General features: G+C 67.7%; 13 protein-coding genes. 10 read left to right on the top strand and 3 right to left on the bottom strand.

The features are described from left to right. The first annotated feature begins 245 nt into the window (after positions 1–245). Both KA419_14370 and KA419_14375 read left to right on the top strand, forming a co-directional pair. Positions 246–1,097, top strand: coding sequence for a prepilin peptidase (locus KA419_14370; protein ID MBP7867118.1), 852 nt, complete (start codon positions 246–248; stop codon positions 1,095–1,097). After that, the gene (locus KA419_14375) at positions 1,090–2,943 is read left to right on the top strand and encodes a PAS domain-containing protein (GenBank protein MBP7867119.1); all 1,854 of its coding nucleotides are present in this window, start codon (positions 1,090–1,092) and stop codon (positions 2,941–2,943) included. The genes KA419_14370 and KA419_14375 overlap by 8 nt, the downstream gene beginning before the upstream one ends. Here KA419_14375 and KA419_14380 read toward each other — a convergent pair. Beyond that, entirely contained in the window at positions 2,909–6,601 is a 3,693-nt protein-coding gene (locus tag KA419_14380; protein MBP7867120.1) for a protein kinase, read from the bottom strand. The genes KA419_14375 and KA419_14380 overlap by 35 nt on opposite strands. 336 nt (positions 6,602–6,937) lie before the next feature. On the opposite strand from KA419_14380, the gene KA419_14385 reads away from it, so the two are divergent. The 6 genes from KA419_14385 to KA419_14410 all read left to right on the top strand — a co-directional run bounded on the left by KA419_14385 (position 6,938) and on the right by KA419_14410 (position 12,967). Next, a complete protein-coding gene (locus KA419_14385; protein MBP7867121.1) occupies positions 6,938–7,696 on the top strand; it encodes a serine/threonine protein kinase in 759 nt (252 codons plus the stop codon). Then, positions 7,693–10,182, top strand: coding sequence for a hypothetical protein (locus tag KA419_14390; GenBank protein MBP7867122.1), 2,490 nt, complete (start codon positions 7,693–7,695; stop codon positions 10,180–10,182). The genes KA419_14385 and KA419_14390 overlap by 4 nt, the downstream gene beginning before the upstream one ends. 292 nt (positions 10,183–10,474) lie before the next feature. After that, the gene (locus tag KA419_14395) at positions 10,475–10,852 is read left to right on the top strand and encodes a DUF5320 domain-containing protein (GenBank protein ID MBP7867123.1); all 378 of its coding nucleotides are present in this window, start codon (positions 10,475–10,477) and stop codon (positions 10,850–10,852) included. Positions 10,853–10,952: 100 nt separating this feature from the next. Next, positions 10,953–11,471 carry a tRNA (N6-threonylcarbamoyladenosine(37)-N6)-methyltransferase TrmO gene (tsaA, locus tag KA419_14400; GenBank protein ID MBP7867124.1) on the top strand — a complete coding sequence of 173 codons (519 nt, stop codon included), beginning with the start codon at positions 10,953–10,955 and terminating at the stop codon, positions 11,469–11,471. Continuing rightward, positions 11,468–12,103 carry a class I SAM-dependent methyltransferase gene (locus tag KA419_14405; GenBank protein ID MBP7867125.1) on the top strand — a complete coding sequence of 212 codons (636 nt, stop codon included), beginning with the start codon at positions 11,468–11,470 and terminating at the stop codon, positions 12,101–12,103. The genes tsaA and KA419_14405 overlap by 4 nt, the downstream gene beginning before the upstream one ends. A 30-nt stretch (positions 12,104–12,133) precedes the next feature. Continuing rightward, positions 12,134–12,967 (top strand): MBL fold metallo-hydrolase, encoded by an 834-nt coding sequence (locus tag KA419_14410; GenBank protein ID MBP7867126.1) that lies wholly within the window; start codon positions 12,134–12,136, stop codon positions 12,965–12,967. A 171-nt stretch (positions 12,968–13,138) separates the two neighbouring features. Here KA419_14410 and KA419_14415 read toward each other — a convergent pair whose 3' ends face one another. After that, entirely contained in the window at positions 13,139–13,849 is a 711-nt protein-coding gene (locus KA419_14415; protein ID MBP7867127.1) for a potassium transporter, read from the bottom strand. Positions 13,850–14,020: 171 nt separating this feature from the next. Between KA419_14415 and KA419_14420 the strand changes: the two genes are divergently transcribed. Next, on the top strand, positions 14,021–15,730 hold the full coding sequence (locus tag KA419_14420) for a hypothetical protein (protein ID MBP7867128.1): 1,710 nt from the start codon (positions 14,021–14,023) through the stop codon (positions 15,728–15,730). A 38-nt stretch (positions 15,731–15,768) separates the two neighbouring features. On the opposite strand, the gene KA419_14425 is transcribed toward KA419_14420, so the two are convergent. Further along, the gene (locus tag KA419_14425) at positions 15,769–17,328 is read right to left on the bottom strand and encodes a hypothetical protein (protein MBP7867129.1); all 1,560 of its coding nucleotides are present in this window, start codon (positions 17,326–17,328) and stop codon (positions 15,769–15,771) included. A 515-nt stretch (positions 17,329–17,843) separates the two neighbouring features. On the opposite strand from KA419_14425, the gene KA419_14430 reads away from it, so the two are divergent. Continuing rightward, positions 17,844–20,756, top strand: coding sequence for a hypothetical protein (locus KA419_14430; protein ID MBP7867130.1), 2,913 nt, complete (start codon positions 17,844–17,846; stop codon positions 20,754–20,756). The last annotated feature ends 76 nt before the right edge of the window (positions 20,757–20,832 follow it).

Here is a 20,832-nt window from a genome sequence, read left to right on the forward strand (position 1 = left end):
AAGAATCATAAGAATTGTTTATTTTACTAAATACGATTTGCATTTCTCCGTGCCTCAGTGCCTCTGTGAGAGAAAAAGACTCTTTACGAAGGGTCGCTCTTTGCGTTCTCCGCGTTCTTTGTGGTTGAACGTCCTTTCGGCAGAGAAGCCAAACCTGTGCGCGGGTGGGCGCGAATCGGGGGGAAAAACCCGGCGACAGGCGCCCGGGGATCTGCTACAATGCGCTCCGCGAGGTGAAACGTCCCATGATGATCCTGGTCTTCGTCGCCTTCGGTCTCGTCGTCGGCAGCTTCCTGAACGTCTGCATCTGCCGGGTCCCCGAGGGGCGCTCCATCGTGGCGCCACGGTCGGCGTGCCCCCGGTGCCGGCGCCCCATCGCCTTCTACGACAACATCCCGCTGCTCAGCTACGCGATCCTCCGGGGCCGGTGCCGTCACTGCCGGGAACGCATCTCCGCGCAGTACCCCCTCGTGGAAGCCGTCAACGCCGCCTTCTGGGGTGTCATCGCCGCCTGGGCCGGCCTGACGCCCGCCTCCCCGCCCATGGACATCTGCGGGGCCGTCGTCTACGCGGCCTTCTGCAGTGCCATGCTGACCCTGGCCGTCATCGACGCCCGGCACCGGATCCTCCCCCACGGCATCACGTTCGGGGGTCTTCTCCTGGGCCTGGCCACGGTGCCCCTCCAGCCGATGCACCTGGCCAGGGCGCCGGAGATCCAGCGGGCGGCCGTCATCCTCGACTGGCCCGTGCCCTCCGACCTCACGGCGGCCTACGTCCACTCCCTCCTGGGGTTCCTCAGCGGCGCCGGCCTCCTGGCCACCGTGGCGATCGGGTACTACCTCGTCAAGCGGAAAGAGGGGATGGGGCACGGGGACATCGTCATGATGGGGTTCGTGGGCGTGGTCCTCGGCTGGCGCTTGACTTTTCTCACCATCTTTTTCGGGTCCGTCCTCGGGATCGCGGGCTGGTACCTCCTGTCGAATCGCGACCGGAACTACGAACTCCCCTTCGGGACCTTCCTGGCCCTGGGCGCCGTCGCGGCGCTTCTCGCCGGGAACCCGTTCCTCGACTGGTACCTGGGGATGTTGCATGGTTAATCCTTTTCCGCACCGCACGCATGCCGTCATGGCCGGGGTCCTCGTCACCCTGGCCGTCCTGTCCATGGTGGGGGCCAACCTCTTCCTGACCGGCCAGAATCGGAAGCTCCGCTCCCTCGTCGAGGACCTCGACATGAACCTGCAGCTCCAGCGGGCCTTCGGCGAGTTCGACGCCGTGCTGGCACGGGCCGACCACGTTCCCCCGGAGCGGCTGGTCCCGGCCCTGCAGGACGTCTGCCAGCGCCGCGGGCTCGCCATGGCGGACATCCAGTCCCCCGACGGCCGGAGTCTCTTCCACCGCTGCGACGTGGCCATGCCCGAGGAGATGGCCCGGCTGATCTCCGCCGCGGACGTCCTGGAGAAGACCGCGGTGCGCAACCACCTGCTCCGGACCCCCGTCGATCTGGGGTCCACCCGCAGCGGGGCGCAGCTGGTGATGGGGCGGGCGGCCCTTCGCCGCGCGGACGGGACCCCGCGTTTCGTGATCTTCTTCGCCTTCTTCAAGTCAAACCCCGATTGGACCGACTCCTTCGAAATCATGATCGCCATGATGCAGACCATCCTGGTGGTCAGCCTCATCGTTCTGGGCTGGTTCGCCCTCCGCCGCATGACCCGCCCCTACGAGGCCATGATCCGGGAGATCCGGGGGAAGGAGGGGGCCCAGACCCCGCGTTCCACGGGCCAGGACGAGCTGTCCTTCCTGGTGGGTTCCTTCAAGGAAGTGATCCGGCAGCTCCGGGAGAAGGAGTCCCAGCTCGAGGAGATGCACCGGCAGGCCCGGAAGCGGGCGGAGTCCTCGGAAAAGTACGCCCGCGACATCCTGGCCGGGCTGCGGCAGGGCGTGATCTGCTTCGATCACCAGGGGGTCTTCCTCGACTGCAACCCCGCCGCCGAGGAACTGCTGGGTCGCGCCCGGGTCTCCATGAAGAACCTGCCCTACGACCGGCTCTTCGAGAAAAGCCCGGCCATTTCCACCGGGCTCAGGGCGTTCTTCGACGACCACGCCCCCGCCCTTCGGAACAATCTTCCGCTCCGGCTTCCCGATGGCTCCGAGCGGACGGTCATCTTCGCCGTCTCCATGCTCTCCGACCCGAACGGGGCGTTTTACGGCGCCATCCTGGTCCTCGAGGACGAGACCGAGAAAGCCCACCTGCGGCAGACGCTCCAGGCCCAGGAGAACCTGGCCGCGCTGGGGGAGATGTCCGCCGGGATCGCCCACGAGCTCAAGAACTCCCTGGCCACCATCAGCGGGTACTCCCAGATGATCCTCGGCAACGCCCGGCCCGGGACCGAGCAGAAACGCGCGGCGGCCCTCGTGCAGGAAGTGGAGGGAATGGCCCGGGTCATCTCCGACTTCCTGGAGTACGCGCGCCCAATCCACGCCGACAAGGCCCCGCTCTCCCTGGACGAGATGCTGGAGGGCCTCGTGGCCGAGTTTCGGGAGAAGTACCCCGAGATCGCCTTCACCCTGGAGGCGGTGCCGGCCGTGGTGGCCGGTGACGCCCACATCCTGCGAAAGGCCTTCCAGAATGTCCTGCTCAACGCCGTCCAGGCGCTCAACACCACCCGCAAGCCTGAAAAACGCGTCGTCGTGGTGATGGAGGCGCTTTCCGGCGGGCTCGTCCGGGTGAGGGTCGCCGACAACGGGCCGGGGATCGAGGACAAGGTCCTGGGGCGAATCTTCACCCCGTTCTTCACCACCCGGGCGGACGGGACGGGCATGGGCCTTCCCGTGGTGCAGAAGATCGTGGCGGCCCACGAGGGGTCCGTCAACGTCGAGTCGAACCCCGACGGGGGTGCGGAGGTGGAGTTCAATTTCCCGTCGGCTTCGCGGGGGCGGGCGTAAGGCGGGGCCGGCGGGCCGTGCCCGCCTCCGGGGCAGGCGGCTGCCCCGACCCGTAGAGGTTCCGGTAGACCGGCACCCGCCGGGCGGCTTCCGCGAGAAGGCGGTCGGCCCGGCTTTCCAGCGCCTCCCGCCCGGGGGCGGGGGTGTCTGTCGCCTGCCGGCGGAGGAGGGCGGAAAGCACGGCCCCGGCCCGGGCGTTGCGGCCGTTGACCCGGGTCGCCTGTTCCGCGAGTCGCACGCCGGCCTCCAGGGCGGACCGTCGCCCGGCCGGGTCCGCAGTGGTCACGGCGCGCCAGAGGCGGCACTCGGCATCCAGCGTGAGGAGGTCCGAACGCGACGGGTTGACGGCCCGGGCGGCGGCCACGACCACTTCGGCCTCCCGGAGGGCCTGTGACGTGTCGCCTCCACGGAAAACTTCCGCTCTCAGCCGCAGGACGAGGGTGTCGGCACAGTCGCCGAGGGTCCAGGGATCGCGGGGGTTGACGGCGCGGGCCCGCCCGGCGTCCTCTACCGCGGCGGCCAGGAAGGGGTCGGGTGAAAGGCCGCGGCTGAGCCGGAAGAGCGCGGCGATACGGTTCGCGGTGGTCCGGTTGGCCAGGGCGAACGCGTAGTTGGGCCGGAGCGCCAGGGCGCGGTCGAGGCATCGAAGGGCGTCCACGACGCGGTCGGCGGGGTCCCGGCCGTTGGACAGCTCCGCCTCCGCCTGGATCACCCGCAGCCAGCCGAAATTCGCGAACACCACCGCGTCGTTCGGGTTGACCTTCAGCGCCTGAAGGAAACAGGCTTCCGCTTCCGAAAAGGCGTGCTCGGGGGGGCGCCCGGTCTGGAGGGCGTTGTAGCCCGTGGAAGTCCACGCGTTTCCAAGATTGCCGAGGGTGTAGGGCTCACCGGGGTTCAGCCGGAGGGCCCTCTCGTAGTTCTCCACGGATTTTTTCAGGGTGGCCGCGGCGTCCTTGCCGATCTGTGTCTCCCAGGCGGCCCACTCCACGTAAGCGAGGCCGAGGTTGAAGAAGGTGGTGTCGTGATCCGGCTTGAGGGCGGCAGCCTTCTGGAGGGTCTCCACCGTCTCGCGGAACCAGGGGGAGGGGTCCCCGCCCCGGTCTGCCTCCGACCGGGCGGTGTCCGCCAGGGCTCCGCCCAGGTTGGCGTGGTACAGGGGGTTGTTGGGGTTGATCCGGATGGCCTTTCGGAAACTCTCGATGCCGTTCTTCCGGGAGGGTCCGGGATCCAGGCCCCGTCCCTGCTCCATGAAAGCCCGGTTGTTCCACGCGACCCCGAGGTTGAGGTAGACGTCCGCGACCGGCGGGTTGATCCGGAGGCCATCGATCAGGAGGCGGATGGCCCGGTCGATCCAGGACAGGCAGTCCCCGCCGGTCTCCTGCTCGTAATAGGCCCGCATGGTGGAGGCGAGGGCGGCCTGGGACCAGTTCTCGAGCTTGCGGGGGTACAGGACCGCCAGCTGCTCCAGGATCCGGCTGGCCTCCTGGAGGGCGGGCCGCGGGTCGAGACCGTGCTTGAGCTGCCAGTATCCCCTCAGGCGGAGGGAAGCCCCGCAGGACGACAGGGCCCGCTCTTCGCGAGGGGAGAGGTTCAGGGCCGCCCGGGCGGAACGCAGGGCCGCGTCGAGGCTGGGCAGCGGGTCGACGCCCCGGTTCATGTCCACCTCGGCCTGGAACAGGTGAATCCAGGCCGAAAGGTTCAAGGCCTGGATGTTCTCGGGATCGAGGGACAGGGCCTGCCGCACGCCGGCCAGGGCGTCCGGGACCTCACGGTCCGGTTTGATCCCCCGCGCCGCCCGGGCCTTGGCGAGCTTGACCAGGACCTCGGCCTTGTTGCCGAACAGTTCGGGATCGCTCCGGGCGGCGTCCAGGGCCTTGTCCAGGGCGGCGATGGCCTGGAGATGGCGGTCGATGGCCTCGGGGTAACGGCCGGCTTCCGCGTACCGGTCGGCAAGCGCGGTGAGGACCACCGCCTGCAGGCGGACGCTCTCGTAGTCCCAGGGATAAACGGCAGCCCGTTTCGCCGTCTCGAGGGCTTCCGGCAGCTTCCCCTCGGTCCAGGCGATCAGGCCCTCGGCGTATTTCGCGGCCCCGGCGCCCCCCGTGTCCGCCGTCCCGCGGGCGGTCCGCAGGTGGGCCAGGGCGGGGTCCCGGAAGTCGCTCTCGACCTGCCGGCGCCGGGCGTCGCGCATCTGGGGGTTGGCGATCTGGTTGGCTTCCTCCAGTTTTTTCCGGTAGATGAACGCGAGGGTGAGGCCCAGGGCGTACTCGGTCTCCGCCGTCCGCCAGCCCGCGGCCCAGGCCCGGTTGAGGTGGTCGAGGGCGGGCTCGAACTCCCGAAGCGCGAGGTGCCCGCGGCCCAGGGCGTAATGGGCGGGGCCCTCCCCGAGTTCCCCCGCCCCGGCCATTTCCGCACGGATCTCATCCATTCTCCGCCGGATCAGGGCCTTTTCCGGACGGATGTCGTGGGGCGGCGACATCGCGGAGAACCGGGCAATGCTCTCGATCTCCTTGACCTCCGCGCCAAAGCGCTGGGCCAGTTCCACCTGGCGCGCCGCGTCGGCCCGGGCCCCGAACCACAGCACGGCCAGGAACAGGAGCCCCGCCAGCGCGGTCAGGGTGACGGCGGTGAGCAGGCGGTTCTTCATCACCCGCTTGCGGAGGCGGTACCCGAGGCTCGCACGCCGGGCCAGGACGGGGTCCCCGTTTCGGAAGCGCCGGATATCCTCAGCCAGGGCGAGGGCGGAATCGTAGCGCCGGCCCTGCTCCTTCTCCAGGCACTTCATGACGATGGTCTCGACGTCGGGCGGGACCTGGGGGGCGACCTTGTGCAGCGGGGTGGGCTCCCCTGAAAGGATGTTCACGATGACCGCCACGGAGGTCTCCGCATCGTAAGGCGGTCTTCCGGCCAGGATGTAGTAAAGGGTGGCGCCGAGGCTGTGGACGTCGGTGCGGCGGTCGAGGCGGTGCACTTCCCCGTTGGCCTGCTCCGGGGCCATGTAGTGAGGGGTGCCCAGGATCTCGCCGGTCATGGAGACGCCCTGGGACTCCATCTGCCGGGCCAGGCCGAAATCCATGATGTAGGCGTGCCAGCGGCCGTCCCCGGCAGGCTCGAGGAGAATGTTGCCCGGCTTGATGTCCCGGTGGATGATCCCTTTCCGGTGGGCCTCGTGGACGGCCAGGGCGGCATCGTGGATCACGTCCAGCTTCTGCTCGAGGGTCATGCCCGGCCAGGCCTTCTCCAGGGAGACGCCCGGGATGTACTGCATGGCGATGTAAGGGCGGTCCCGCACCACGCCGACGTCGTAGATCTTGCAGACGTGCTCGTGGTCGATGCCGGCCTGGGCACGGGCTTCGATCTCGAAACGCCGGAGTTGGGCGGGGTCGGTGCCGCGAAGGAACTTCAGGGCGACGGTGCGGTTGAGCCGGGGGTCGCGGGCCCGGTAGACGGTCCCCATCCCCCCTTCGCCGATCCAGCCCTCGTATAGGTAGCGCCCCCAGTCGTGGAAGACCTGGGGCTCGCCTTCCGGCGGCCCGGGAGGGTCGTACACCGGCTCGGTCCCGGAGCCGGGGAACAAGCGGTCGGTCGGAAAGTCGGCCGGGACGCCCGAACCGCTGTCCGGGGGCGGGGGACTGAAGGTGCCGGATGATCCGCCCATACCTGGTACGACCTCGACCCCGAGAGTACAGGGAGATGGCGGGGCAAGTCAAGCGCGACGGCCCCGCGGAACGCACCTTCTCCCTCCGGGCCATGGCGCAATCAAAGCTGATGAGCCCGCAAAAAGTCGCGAAAGGGGGATTTCCCGCGAATAACACGAATATACGCGAATTTATAACACGAATCATATCTATTGATTGTTGATTTCTGATTCGCGTTCATTCGCGTGATTCGCGGGCAAAACCGGATTTTTACGGGGTCGTCAGGGTTGCGGGCCGCGCGAGCCTGTGTTATACCCGGGTTGTAATGCAGCTTACCCCCCCGGCAGGAGCGGCACATGACCGAACCAATCGAATCAGGGCGGCCCGGAGCGGAACCGGCCCCCGCGTACGAGTTCCTGGACGTCCTCGGCAGAGGCGGCATGGGGGTCGTCCACAAGGCGTTCGAACCGGAGTTGAACCGCTTCGTGGCGGTAAAAGTCCTCCATTACGACTCGCCCGAGCAGGTGGAGCGGCTGTTGCGGGAAGCCCGTTCCCAGGCACGCCTCACCCACGACAACATCTGCAGGGTCTACAAGGTGGACCGGATCGAGGGCCGGCCCTGCATCGTCATGCAATACATCGACGGCAGACCCCTGCCGGAGGTCATGGGGGAGCTTTCCCTGGAGCAGAAGGCCCGGATCATGGCAAAGGTGGCGGACGCCATGCACGAAGCCCATCGGGAGGGCCTGATCCACCGGGACCTCAAGCCCGGCAACATCATGATGGAACGCGACCCGGACGGCGACTGGAAGCCCTACGTTCTCGATTTCGGCCTGGTGCAGGAAGTGGGGAAGGCCTCCCTCACCCGGACCGGCGAGGTCATGGGCACCCCCCGTTACATGGCCCCCGAGCAGGCCATCGGGAACATCCACGCCCTCGACCGGCGCACCGACGTCTACGCCCTCGGCGCCATCCTGTACGAACTGTTCAGCGGGAAGTACGCCCACGAGGGGGAGACCGCGGTGGAGATCCTGCTGGGGGCCCTTCACTCGGAACCCCGCCCCTGCGCAGCGTGGCGCCGAGCATTCCCACCGATCTCGAGACCATCACCATGAAGTGCCTGGAGCGTGACCCGGCGAGACGCTACGAATCCGCCCGGGCGCTGGCCGAGGACCTCCGGCGTTTCCTGGACGGAGAACCCGTCCTCGCCCGGAAAAGCAGCCTGGCGTACCGCCTGGTCCGCAAGGCCAGGAAGCACCGGGGGATGGTGGCGTTGTCGGCGGTTTTCCTCGCGGTCCTCGCGGTGCTGGTGGGGGTCGGCGTGCGGATGTGGTGGAAGCAGGCGGAGCGGGCCGCCCTGGCCCGACAGTTCGGCCAGGAGGTGGAGCGGATGGAGTGGCTCCTGCGCTACGCCCGGGTCCTGCCGCTGCACGACACCCGCCGGGAGATGGGACAGGTCCGGTCCCGCATGAGTGCCATCGAGCAGCGGATCTCCGCCCTCGGGGACCTGGCCGCCGGCCCCGGCGGTTACGCCCTCGGCCGCGGCTGCCTCGCGCTCGGGGAGTGGGAGAGGGCTAAGGTTCACCTGGAGAAGGCCTGGGCGAACGACTATCGCGACCCCGAGGTGGCCTACGCCCTCGGCTTGTGCCTCAGCGAGCTGTACCGCCAGGGACTGGGGGAGGCGCAGCGCATCGCCAACCCCGATCTCCGCAAGGCCCAGATGGAACGGCTGGAGTCGGACTATCGAAAGCCCACCCTGGAGTACCTCCGCCTGGCCCTGGCTTCGCCGGCCGTACAACCGGCCTATGTGGAGGGGCTCATCGCCCTCCAGGAGAAGCGGTACGAGACCGCCCTGGCCAAGGCGTCCGGCGCCCTGGCGGCGGACCCGTGGTTCTACGAGGCCCGGAAGCTGCAGGGCGACATTCACCGGGTCGTCGGCCGGGAGGCCATCGACAAGGGGGACCTCGCCCGGGGGGAGGAAGAGCTCCGAAGGGCGGGGAAGGCTTTCGAGGATGCCGCGGCCGTCGCCCGCAGCGACGCGGCCACCTGCGATTCCATTGCCCTGCTGCACATCGACCGGGTTGTCCTGGAGAGCTTCCGCGGGGGACCGGTCGACGCCGAGGCGGCGAAAGCCCTGTCTGCGTCAGCCAGGGCCCTCGTCGCCCAACCGGACCGGCCGGAGTCCCTGGAGGTCCGGGCCTCCGTGTACCTCACCCAGGCCCAGCAGGGCATGCGCGCGGGCAAGGACTGCACGCCCCTGCTGGAGGCGGCGCGCAACTCCGCGGAGCGCCTCCTGACCGTCGCCCCCCGGCGGGTCAACGGTTTCAACCACCTGGGGACCGTCTTCCTGATGCAGGCCCTCTACGTCGACCTTCCCCGCGGGAAGGACCCGCGCGACGGGCTGGCCCGGGCCGCACAGGCTTTCGACCGGGCGCTGGCGCTGGACCCCGACCACCTCTCGTCGCTGGTCAACCGGGGGGCGGCCTTCGCCGCCCGGGCCGAGTTCGAGGTGTCCAAGGGGATCGACCCCGTGGCCAGTTTCGACCAGTCCCAGGCGAGCTACGAGCGGATCACGAACCGGTACCCCCAGGCGACGCCCATTTTCAACAACCTGGCCAACGTGTTCCTGCGCCGGGGGGATTGGGAGTCCGCCCACGGGCAGGACCCCCGCCCGACGCTGCAGGTCTGCCTCGCGAACTGCGAGAAGGCCGTGGCGGCCAACCCGGCGGCCCCCCAGCCCCGGAACCTCAACGGGGCCGTGTGGGTAGCCATCGCCCGGTACGAGGGCGGGCGGGGCCAGGACCCCTCGATCCCCTGCGACCGTGCCCTGAAGTGCTTCGAGGAAGCCCTCGCGCGCAACCCGGCCTATCACCTGGCGCGGAACAACGAGGCCGAGACCTGCGTCCTCCGCGGGAACTGGGAACACGCCGTGGGCCGGGACGCGCTCCCCTGGGTCACCCGGGCCCGAAAGGCCGCCGAGGCCGTCATCTCCACGCAACCGAGAATGTTGTGGGAAATCCACTACAACGCCGGGAACGCCGAATTCCTCGCCGCCCGGTGCGAAACGGACCCCGCGCGCCGAGAGGCAGCGCTGTCCCGGGCGCACCGTCACCTGGAGAAGGCCCTGGAAGTCAACCCGCGGCAGGCCCGGGTATTCGCACTACAGGCGGAAATCGACCTCTTCGCCGCCAGTCGGCCGGGAACGCCCGCGGCCCTCGCGGAGGGCCTTCTGAAGGCGGCCGGGGAGAACATGGACCGGGGGCTGTCCGTCAAGCCGGGGGACGTCGACCTGAACGCCCTCCGCGGGGTCGCCTGCCTCTGCCGAACCGTCGCGCTGACCGGCAAGATCGACGCCGCCTCGGAAATCGAAAGGGGCCGAGAAGCGGTGCGGGAGGTGCAGAACGTCAACCTGACCCACCCCCTGGCCCAGGCGGTCGACCTGGCCCTGTCGGTGCAGGAGCAGGCGCTTCGGGGAAACCCGGGGAAGGCGGCTGAATCCCGGGTGCTCCTGGTGCGCTTCCTCCAGAGTCACCCCCTCCTGGAAGAAGGCTTGGGACCCTTCGCGGTGTCCCGGCCGGTGTCCGCACCCGGGCTTCGGTAGCCGGGCTGCAACGGTCCAGAGGGCGAAAGAGTCGCGTTTACGCTACTGTGGACCGTCTGCCGCGCGGGGGAATCAAGAGTTATTGGATTCAAAATAAAGGCTTTGAATGTGGGAGCTTCCGGATGTGCCCCGGATGGCACCGTCCTTGCGCACTGCCTGGTGCAGGTGGTTGACCGAAAGGCCGCCGCAATCCCCGGGGGCGATCTTCGGCACGGTCCGAGCGAAACGGCGCCCGAGGGTGAAGCCGGCCATCGGGCACTGACCGAAGACCGATTTGAAGGAGGATAGAGCCATGCCGAGAGGAGATGGGACCGGGCCCCGCGGACTGGGGCCGATGACGGGGCGCGCAGCCGGATTCTGCGCGGGTTACGGGGTGCCGGGCTACGCGAACTCCATGCCGGGCCGCGGTTTCGTCGCGGGATTCGGCGGGGGCTTCGGGTTCGGCGGCCGCGGCGCCGGACGTGGCGGCGGCCGCGGCTGGCGGAACCAGTTCCACGCCACCGGGATGCCGGGCTGGATGCGCTTCGGGGCTTTCAACGCCCCGTTCCGGGCGCCGGACGCCGATTCGGAGAAACAGGCGCTCCGTCAGCAGGCCGACGCCCTGCAGGCTGAACTGGAAGCGATCCGGAAACGCCTGGATGAAATCGAGAAGGCCGCTCCGGCCGAGTGAGCGCTGAAAAAGCGGTTGGAGCTTTTCCCACCGGACGGCGGGTCAGGCGGGGGGTCACCCACCCTGGCCCGTCGGGCGGAGGGCGATGAAAACCGAAGAGATGCAAGGCGACCTCATCCTTTTCAGGCCCATCGGCGTGATCCGGAGCGAACACGATTCCGCACCGCGGACGCCCATCCAACCCGTGTACGCCACGGGTTGCACGGGACGGGCGGAGATTTTCCCCGAGTTCGAGGAGGGGCTGCGTGACCTCGAGGGGTTCTCCCACCTGTACCTCATTTATTTTTTTCACCGGGCCGGCCCGGCGCGGCTGGTGGTCAAGCCGTTCCTCCAGGACGCCGACCGCGGGGTCTTCGCCACCCGGGCGCCCTGCCGGCCCAACCCCATCGGCCTGAGCGTGGTGGAACTGGTCCGGCGGGAAGGCCGCGTGCTGTACCTCGACGGCCTGGACGTCCTGGACGGCACGCCCCTGTTGGACCTCAAACCCTACACCCGCCGCTTCGACCGGATCGAGACGACCCGGAACGGGTGGCAGGACGAGGTGGACGAGGACACCGCGGTCCGCCGCGGGAAACGCATGTCCCCGCAAAACTTCCCAACAAGGGATGAGGATCGATGAGAGAAGAACGCCAGGGGGACCAGCGTTACGTGAAATCCTGCCGGGCGGATTTCTGGCAACGGGTCTTCCGCTTCGAGGCGGACTACCTGGCGGGTCTGCTCGGCGGGTGCCGCGACGTCCTCGGCGTCGGCTGCGGACCGGCCGTCGTCGAGGCGGAACTGACCCGGCGGGGGTACCGCGTCACGGGGCTGGACGCCTCCCCGTCCATGCTGCCCGGCCGATCGGCCGAGCTCCGGGCCGTGGTGGCCCGGGCGGAGGGGCTCCCCTTTCCCGCCGACGTCTTCGACGCCGTGATCTTCGTGGTCTCCCTGCAGTTTGTCGAGGATTACCGGGAGGCGGTCGGGCAGGCGGCCCGCGTGCTGAAGCCGGAAGGGACCCTCGTCGCCCTGCTGCTCAACCCCGCGTCGGATTTTTTCCGTAAACGCCGCCGCGAACCGGATTCCTACGTGCACGGGGTCCGGCACGCGGACGTGGGACCGATCGCGGACACCGTCGCCGGGCATTTCCGGGTCCGGACGGAGTACCTCCTCGGGGTGAGGGGCGAAACCCTCTTCGAAAGCCGCGACCCGGGCGAGGCGGTCCTGTATTCCGTGGCGGGGGTCAAGCGGGCGGACGGGCGGCGGGGGCCGTAGCCCCGCCATTTTCGCAGTGGAGGTCTGACCATGCCGGACGAACTCCGGGTCACGATTCTGGCCGACAACCACGCCGTCGAGACCCTGGCGGCGGAACACGGCCTGTCGCTGTGGGTCGAGACGGGGGGGCGGCGCATCCTCTTCGACACTGGTCAGGGGAGCGTGTTCGAGAACAATGCCCGGCTCCTGGACATCCCGCTCGAGGCAACCGACGCCCTCGTGCTGAGCCACGGTCACTACGACCACGCGGGCGGGCTCCCCCGCCTCCTGGCGCGGGCGCCGGAGGCAAGGGTCTACGGCCACCCGGGGATCGGGCGGGCCCGCTTTGCCGTCGAGGGAGGGAAGGCGAGGCCCATCGGGGTCCCGGCCGGGCCCGCGGACGTGCTGAGCCGGCTCGGGCCGGGGCGTTTTCAGGCCGTCTCCCGGCCGACGGCCCTGTCGGAACGGGTCGGCCTCACCGGCCCCATCCCGCGGGAGACGGACTTCGAGGACACGGGCGGCCCCTTCTTTCTCGACCCGCTGGGGACGGACGCCGACCCCATCGAGGACGACCTCGCGCTGTGGGTGCGGGTCCGGGACGGGGTGGTGGTCTGCGTCGGGTGCTCCCACGCGGGGTTGATCAACACCCTGAACCACGTGGGGCGCCTGTGCCCGGGCAAGCGGTTCCGGGCCGTCATCGGGGGGTTCCACCTGGTCCACGCCGGAAAGGACCGCCTGGACCGGACCGTGGCGGCGCTGAAATCACTGGGGGTGGAACGCCTGGTTCCCTGTCATTGCACGGGGGGCGGGGCCGTCGCTTTCCTCCGCGGCGCCCTGGGGGATATCGTGACGCCCGGGGCGTCGGGGATGAGCTTCGCCTTCTGATCCCTGCCCTGCACGCGCCCGCGCGATTGTTCCCGCCCCCTCCCCAGGTATCGCTATTGGTATCGGTATCGGTATCGCTATCGGTATCGCTATCGGTATCGCTATCGGTATCGCCATCGCCATCGCCCTCGCTCTCGCTCTCGCCCTCGCTGTCGCCCTCGCCCTCGAACCCTACTTCCACACCCCTGTTGTCCCAATGTTTTTTAAGGACAGGGCCGAGGTGACGCCGTGGCAGCGGCTGGCCGTGCTCACCAGGAACAGGTCCCCCCGGTTTTTCCCTTGCCGGATCTCCCGGATCAGCCTGGCCAGGTCGCCCGGCGGAAAGCCTCCGACCCCGGGCGCGAGCTGGCGGCTGTGGATGACCCGCGGGACGAAGGGGCCTTCCAGCGTGGCGAGAATCCGGTGAAGAGGCCTCCGGCGGCGCTTGCCGGTGACCGTGCAGCAGCGCGCGGGGGCCGGGCAGTCCTCGGGGCAGCGAAAGTCGGCGAGACTGGTGTAGAGATCGCCGGTCGGGCCCCGCAGGGGATTGGGCAAGCCGGGGAGTTCCGGGACCGCTTCACGCCTCCCTCCCAGGGGGCGTGCCTGCGCCAGGAGGCACTCGAAGGCGACGTGGAGCGGCAGGGCGGGGACGACGTACCCGAAAGCCGGGCCCTCGGCCAGGAAGCGGCCCAGGACGGCGATCCCGTCGTCGCGGACGGTTTCCACGGGGAACCGGGACAGCGCCCGGAGCGCCGCCCCCTCCCGGTCCACCACCACGACCCTCGCGCCGGGCTCGCGGTCCAGGAGGACCCTCGCGGCCCGCCGCCCGAAGTGACCGGCCCCGAGGACGAGGTAAGCACCGGTCGCCCGGGATGCCTTCCCGCTGTCGGGAACGTTGTCCATCGTCGCGTCCCCCCCCGCGGTCGTTCTCGTCCCATTATCCTTCACAAACCCGTGGATGGCCACCGCTATCCGTGGCGGACCACCGTCCCCAACTTCAAAAATCTGCCCGACGCACGTCATTGTCTGCTAAACTGGGGTTGTTGAATTCCAAGCTCGACAAGGGAGGCGGAGATGTCTACAAACAGCCGGCGAAAACAGGCGTCCGCGACGTTCCGGATGGTCTCGGCCCTGGTGCTCGTCCTCTCGGTTCTGGCAGGGGTGACCTGCCTGGCCCAGTCCGACCGGATCGAGAAGCTCAACCGCCTCATCCGGGAACACAAGCTGCTCTGGACCGCCGGGGAAACCCCCCTGACCCAACTGGACGAGCCGCAGCGCCGCCAGCTGGCGGGCGGCTGGCCGACGCCGGCCTCCCAGGTCGATCCGGCCCGGGTCTGGGACCCGGGAGCGGAAGGCCTGTCCCCCCACCTGTATCCCGCCGCCTACGACCTTCGCGACCTGGGGGTGATCTCGCCGGTGAAGAACCAGGGCGGCTGCGGCAGTTGCTGGGCCTTTGCGGCGGTCGCCAACCTGGAAGCGCTTCAGTTGCAGGCGGGGATGACTTTTCAGGGCCTTTCGGAGCAGGCGGTGCTGAACTGTACCGACGGAACCTGCTCCGGGTGGTACCTGAACACGACCTTCGACTACCTGCAGAGCAGCGGCGCCCCTTCCGACACCGAGGTGCCCTACCTGGGGTCGAAGCAGGCCTGCTCGGGCTTCACGAAGATCGGCCAGGTCCTCTCCTGGGAGTGGGTCAACCCCTCGGGGACCGCCAGCGACTACTACGACGACCTCATCAAGACCTGGATCTACACGTCGCACAAACCGGTTTCCTGCCGCATGGAAGTGTATGACAGCTTTTACGATTACTCCACCGGGATCTACGAGCACATCCCGGGAGAGACCAACTGGGGGGGGCACTTCGTGCTCATCGTTGGCTGGGGCAGCTCGGCCGGTGTCGATTACTGGATCTGCAAGAACTCGTGGGGGACCTATTGGGGCCAGTCGGGGTACTTTTTCATCCGGAAGCAGGATTCGGTGATCGGCACCTGGGCCATCGGCGCGGAAGCCCGGACCGCCCTCACCACCGACGCCATGGCCTGGGTCAACGACACGACCGGCGCCCTGAGCACCTGGACGCTGAACAAGGGCACGGGCGCCCTGTTCGACAGTTTCGGCTACACCATCACCGGCTGGAGTTGCAACGCGTTCCACCGCTCCCTCGACGGGACCGGCGCCCTGCTCTGGTCGAATGCCTCCACCGGGAGTGCGAGTGTCTGGACCGTCAACGCCCTGACAGGCGGGTACGCTTCCGCCTTCGGTTACACCGTTCCCGGCTGGACGGCGGCCCACTACCGCCCCGACGGTACCGGCAAGGGTCACCTTCTCTGGACCAGGAACACGGGGGGGCCGGTCAGTATCTGGACAGTCAACGCGACGACCGGGGCCTACCTGGGCGCCATCGGCTTCGACGTGCCGGGCTGGACCGCCCGCAGCTACCAGTCCTGCCCGGACGGAAACGGGAGGCTCCTGTGGACGCACGATGCCTCGGGCAGCGCCAGCATCTGGACCGTCGACGCCACGACGGGCGCCTATGTCGGGAACCTGGGCTACACGGTGACCGGGTGGCGCGCGGTCGAGTTCTCCCGCAACAACGACGGCACCGGCAATCTCGCCTGGGTCAACACCACGTCGGGTGCGGTGAGCGTCTGGACCATCCAGTTGTCCACGGGTTCCGTCACCGGCTCACGAGGCTACTCCGCCGGCGGCTGGAGGTGCGCCTGCTTTGACCGCTGGGTGAACCCCGGCGGCACCGTGCTCAGGCCGCCGGAACTTCCGTGGTGAGCGGCGTTTCAAAGTGAGTGTCCCCCAATCCGGAGGCCTCAGTTCAGCTTCCCGAGAAGGACCACGAGGTCGGCGGCGTCGGTGCGGCCGTCGGCGTCGACATCTGCCGCCAGCACCCCCGCCGGAGGAAGAATGATGGACCCCGCCAGCCCGGCAGCCAGGAGGCAGGCGTCCGCGATGCTTACCACCCCGTCGAGACTGACGTCTCCCCGGAGGACCGCCGTCAACCGGATCACGGCACGCCCGGGCACACTCACCTCGGCGCCGTACGGAAGGGTCGTCACGATCCCTTCCGCCGCATCGCTCACGGTCTGCAGTTCCAGGGCGCAGTCGGCCAGGGTCCCGCCCCAGGGAGGTTCCGCGGCCCAGTCGACGGCGGCGTCGCCGGGGTTGGCGGCGAGGAAGACCAGGGGCGCCCCCGTGGCCGCGCGCCCCGCGAGCAGCCGGAACGCGGGGGCCGAGCCGTCAACAACGCTCACGGCGAGACGATCCGTGCACGCCGCGACCGTCTCCGACCACAAGCGGAAGGCCAGGGCGATCTTCTTGGGTCGCCCGTCGGCGTAGAAGAGGCCGTAGAATTGCGGGAGGGCGATGTTCGGGTCGTTTCCCCGGTAGAAGGTGGCTTCCGTCACCCCGTTTTCCTGGAGGGCGATCCAGCCGGCGGTGTTGATGGCCGCCCCCAGCCCGTGGCAACGCAGTTCCAGGGCCGTCTCGGGATCGACGCCACTGTGGTTGATGTCGGTGTTGTACTCCGTGTTCACGCTCTCGACGGCCGTGTACCCCCGGACGTCGAGTTCCGCCCGGTAGAAGGCGGCGACGTTGTCGTACTCGGACGGCTCGTTGGTGTAGAGGTGCCACGAGAAGAAATCGAGAGGCGCCCCGGCCGCCTTCACCCGGTCGAGGAAGGCCCGGGTCCAGTCGCGGCCCTGGGGGGCGAGGGCGCCGGCCGGGGTGACGCCGGGGCCGCCCACCTTGAGCCCGGGGAAAGCGGCGCGCAGGGCCTGCGCCGTGCGGACATAGAGGTCGTAGAATTCCTCCCGCGTGCGGGGAGCGGGCCAGAACTGGGCGTTGTCCGGCTCGTTCCAGATCTCGGCGTACCGGAAGCCCGAGACGAACCCGTTCCACTGGCCCTCCCGGTAGTGCCGCAGCACCTCCACCGCGGCCGCGGCCCAGTTGGCCCTTTCCTGGGTTCCCACCGGGGGTTTGGCGTTGTTCCACGAGTCGCCCAGCCGGAAGAAGACCTCGAAGCCGGCGTCCAGGATCTTGGCATAGTGCGCGTCGCTCTGGGTGAAATTGTAAGAGGCGGGGTCGGAAGGGTCCTTCGTCCGGTCAGGGTAGAGAACGGCCATGTCCAGCGGGCCGTAGTAATCGTGGGTTCGGACCGAATGGACGCCGACCTGGCGGTAGGCCCCGGTGACGTCGGCGTTCCCGGGCTCCCCGCAGGCCATCGGGCCGGCGTTGACGCCGAGGAGCGGCCGGATGGGCCCCGCCGCGTCACCGACCCGGAACGTCACGTCGGCGGCCGGGGCGGCGAAGGCGAACAGGCAGCAACAAAGGAATGGAACCCGGGCGATCCGTCCGATACGCGGCATTTCCATGTCCCGATCCCCCTTCCGGGCGCCCGCCCGGTTTCGTCCGGCGATGCAGAGTGTAACCCCCGATCGTTCGCCGGGTTTCACCCACTTTCCGGGGAGGGGGCGGGGAAGGAAAGCGCCGAACTGACACCGTGGCAGCGGTTGGCGGTGCTGACCCGGGACCGGTCTCCCCGGATTTCCTTGTGGCCGGTGCCAGGTCGGCTTATTATGCACAAGACCGATCTCGCCCGCAGGACGGGCGGGCATGGAATCCGAAGTTGAGAAAATCAAGGCGAGGGGTCATGAATCAGTTCCCATTTTCCTTCCGCGGCAAAAGATCGACAGCCAGGCAGAGAACAGGAGCGCCGGCATCCTGCAGGCGTTCGTTCGTCGATACGATACAGCTGGTCGACAGGATGGCGGCACTTCTCAGGCTTTTTTCGGTGTTGTCGGAATCGAGGCTCCCATGCAGCATTCCGGCGATGTTGTTCCTGGGTGTCTTCGGGTCTCTGCTAGCCGCGCAGGACAACCTTCCCCGGATGGTATCCGAATACGGGACGAACTGGTATGGCGAGGTCTGCATGGATGGGAGCCACGCCTATTACATCAGCCCGAACACCGGCCTCGACATCTTCGACGTCTCGGATCCCTCGCGGCCGGTGAAGACGGCCCGGTACGACTGTCATTACATTTGCGACGCTTTCGCCGTCCGGTCGGGAATCGCCTATCTCCCTTGCTACGATGATCTCGAGATCCTGGATGTGTCGGACGACACCACCCCGCGCCGAATCGGCCTCCTGACACTGCCCAACGCCTATTTCAGAGCCGCCTCCCTCGAGGGCAACCTCCTGTTCCTGGGAGACAACACGTCCTACGGGCAGCGGGGGTTGAGGATCGTGGACGTCACGAACCCGCGCAACCCCATCCTCCGGGCGTCGCTGGCACTCCCGGGGGTCTCGGTCGGCATGGCGGTCTGCGGGGATTACGTTTACGTCGCCGATTCGACGTCTTCCAAGCTCTTCGTCGTTCGGGTGGCGAACCCGGATGCGCCCCAACTTGCCGCTACGATCTCCCGAAGCATCGCTCCAAACCGTATCAAGGTCCACGACAATCACCTCTATCTTCTGGAATCCGGGGGTATAAGTATCATGAGCCTGGCGGATCCCGTCGCCCCCGCCGAGGTCGGCCGAATCGTGTGCGGTTCATTGGTAGTGGATATCGATTTCAAGCCCCCCTACGCCTTTTTCACCCAGAGCGACACCGCCAATGGGTTCGAAGGGCTGAGGGTCTTCGACGTCGGCGACCCGGCTCATCCCGTGAACGTCGGGCGGGCGGCTCTCGAGATCTCTCTCGTCGGGCTCGCCGTGTCGGGAGACCGGGTATTCACGAGTCAGCAATTTGGTGGCCTCCTCGTATTCGATGCATCCGATCCCCGGACCCTTCGGATCGCATCGGAGAACCGGCAAAACAAGAACCTGGTGAACATGGCCTCCGACGGCTCCCACGCGTATGCCGTCAGCGGGGGGAAGGATTTTGTCGTCTACGACCACTCCGCGCCCGACGCCCCGGTCATCCGGGGGAAATGCACCCTGCCGTTCGTCCCGAACCGCATGTTTCTCTTCCCTCCCCATGCTTACGTGGGCGAGTCGTTCGGCTACGGGAACGTCGCCGTCGATTTTTCGGACCCCATGGCGCCCGTGGTCGTCGGCAACGTCGATCCCAATTCCTTCGGCAGTTATTCGGCAGCCGTCGTCGATGATTCGCGACTCTACCTCGGTGACGGAAGCGTGATGTACATCCTGGAACAAGTCTCGCCACTTTCCTTTTCCCGGCTCTCGACCCTGTACCTGCAGGGGAATGTCAACGACATCCGGGTCATCGGCGACCTGGCCTATGTGGTCTGTGATGACAATTTCTTCGTGGTCAGAGTCTACGATTCGTCCTATCCCCGTATTCTGGGGACCTGCAACATTCCCGGACTGAGGGGGAAAGTGCAAATCCTCAACGGGCGGGCCTATGTCGCGGGGGGGCTCCCCAATGACCCCGAGTTGTTCGTGCTCGACGTCTCTGTCGTCGTCACCCCACGGTTGGTGTGGCAGCGCAAGGTCGCACGGAGACCGGTCGATACGTTGCTGGAAAGCGGCCGGTTCTTCGTCCTCGAAAAGGACCTCTCCTACCCGGGGTCGGTGCTGCTCGCCTACGACCTGTCAAACCCGGATCAACCCGCCGAAATGGCGGAAATCTCGATCGAACAGGATAATTTCAAGATGTGCCGGGCGGGCGGTTTCGCCCTGGCGGCCGGGACTCCAGGCCTGACCAGCATCGACCTCTCCCAACCCCGCGACCTGCCGGTCCTGTCCCGGACCAGCTTGGCCTACCCCTGTCTTCACCTGGCCGTCCAGGGCTCTTTTGTCTATTCCGCGAGCTATGACAGGCTGGAGGTCATCGATTTTTCCGACCGGATGTTCCCTTACCAGGCCGCGCTGTTTCCGCTACCGGATTACGGGACCGAAATCGCTGTCGCCGGGCGGTATGTGGTCGTGGGTGTGAAGGATCTCGCCGGCGTGTTCCTCGACGTCGCGAACCCCTTCGACCCCCAACCCGTCGCCGTCGACCCACCCATCCTGGGCATACGGTCCGTGAAGGCTCGGGGGAACCTCGCCTACATCGCGTCGGACTACCAGGGCCTGGTCATCGTGGACGTTTCGTCCAGTCCGCCCGCCGTCGTCGGCAGCTTCCCCTCGGTCAACGGGACTCTGCAGATCTCCGATGACGGGAAAGCGCTGTTCGTCGTTGGCGGTTCTTTCATCCACTCCCTCGATGTCTCGAATCCAGCCAGCCCGTCCTTGATCAGCACCTACAGCCATTACAGCCTCAAGCAGCTCAACGTGAGCGCTCTCAACCATGCCATTCTGTACGTCAACGGGTACGACGACACCATCATCGGGGCGGTCAACGTCGCAAACCCGGCCGCCCCGCAGTTGATCAACACTTTCAACCTGAAGGAGATGGACGGAATTTCCGCCCACGAAGCCCTGCCCTGCAGGCAACTCTGGACCGACGGGAGCTACCTTTATGGGGCCATCGCCAAAATGGGATACCCGATGGTGGTCATCGACTACTCCAACGTGGTCGAACCCCGGTGGGTGACCTACCTGGAGCACGGTGTCGAGGGGATGGCGGGCTGCAAGAGCGGGGATTTCCATTTTCTGGGGACCCGGTCGCCCGGCAAGGTCATCCTGATGCAATCCGGGGTCCCGGGCGACCTGGACGGAAACTCCACCGTGAATGCCGCCGACCTGGTTCTTTTTTGGGATTCCCTGTCCGGGACCCTCGGGCGGCCCGGCCCGTCGAGGCCTTTCGCGGAGTGCCTGGCCGATTTCAACCGGGACGGGTCGGTGGATGTGCTGGATGGCCTCTTGATGGAGATCCAGGTCGTCACCCCGGAGTGATTTCCGTTTGAAGTCCGGGCTGGTTGGTTCGCGCGGGGCAAATGACGGTTCCGCCCCGCGGGGGACGGAAACCGGC

The organism is Acidobacteriota bacterium (assembly GCA_018001935.1).
Classification (GTDB): Bacteria; Acidobacteriota; JAAYUB01; order JAAYUB01; family JAAYUB01; genus JAGNHB01.

Bases quoted from the DNA above. Each gene is read 5' to 3' on its own strand.
- KA419_14370 (MBP7867118.1), top strand. From the start codon at position 246: ATGATGATCCTGGTCTTCGTCGCCTTCGGTCTCGTCGTCGGCAGCTTC.
- KA419_14375 (MBP7867119.1), top strand. From the start codon at position 1,090: ATGGTTAATCCTTTTCCGCACCGCACGCATGCCGTCATGGCCGGGGTC.
- KA419_14380 (MBP7867120.1), bottom strand. From the start codon at position 6,601: ATGGGCGGATCATCCGGCACCTTCAGTCCCCCGCCCCCGGACAGCGGT.
- KA419_14385 (MBP7867121.1), top strand. From the start codon at position 6,938: ATGACCGAACCAATCGAATCAGGGCGGCCCGGAGCGGAACCGGCCCCC.
- KA419_14390 (MBP7867122.1), top strand. From the start codon at position 7,693: ATGAAGTGCCTGGAGCGTGACCCGGCGAGACGCTACGAATCCGCCCGG.
- KA419_14395 (MBP7867123.1), top strand. From the start codon at position 10,475: ATGCCGAGAGGAGATGGGACCGGGCCCCGCGGACTGGGGCCGATGACG.
- tsaA (MBP7867124.1), top strand. From the start codon at position 10,953: ATGCAAGGCGACCTCATCCTTTTCAGGCCCATCGGCGTGATCCGGAGC.
- KA419_14405 (MBP7867125.1), top strand. From the start codon at position 11,468: ATGAGAGAAGAACGCCAGGGGGACCAGCGTTACGTGAAATCCTGCCGG.
- KA419_14410 (MBP7867126.1), top strand. From the start codon at position 12,134: ATGCCGGACGAACTCCGGGTCACGATTCTGGCCGACAACCACGCCGTC.
- KA419_14415 (MBP7867127.1), bottom strand. From the start codon at position 13,849: ATGGACAACGTTCCCGACAGCGGGAAGGCATCCCGGGCGACCGGTGCT.
- KA419_14420 (MBP7867128.1), top strand. From the start codon at position 14,021: ATGTCTACAAACAGCCGGCGAAAACAGGCGTCCGCGACGTTCCGGATG.
- KA419_14425 (MBP7867129.1), bottom strand. From the start codon at position 17,328: ATGGAAATGCCGCGTATCGGACGGATCGCCCGGGTTCCATTCCTTTGT.
- KA419_14430 (MBP7867130.1), top strand. From the start codon at position 17,844: ATGGTATCCGAATACGGGACGAACTGGTATGGCGAGGTCTGCATGGAT.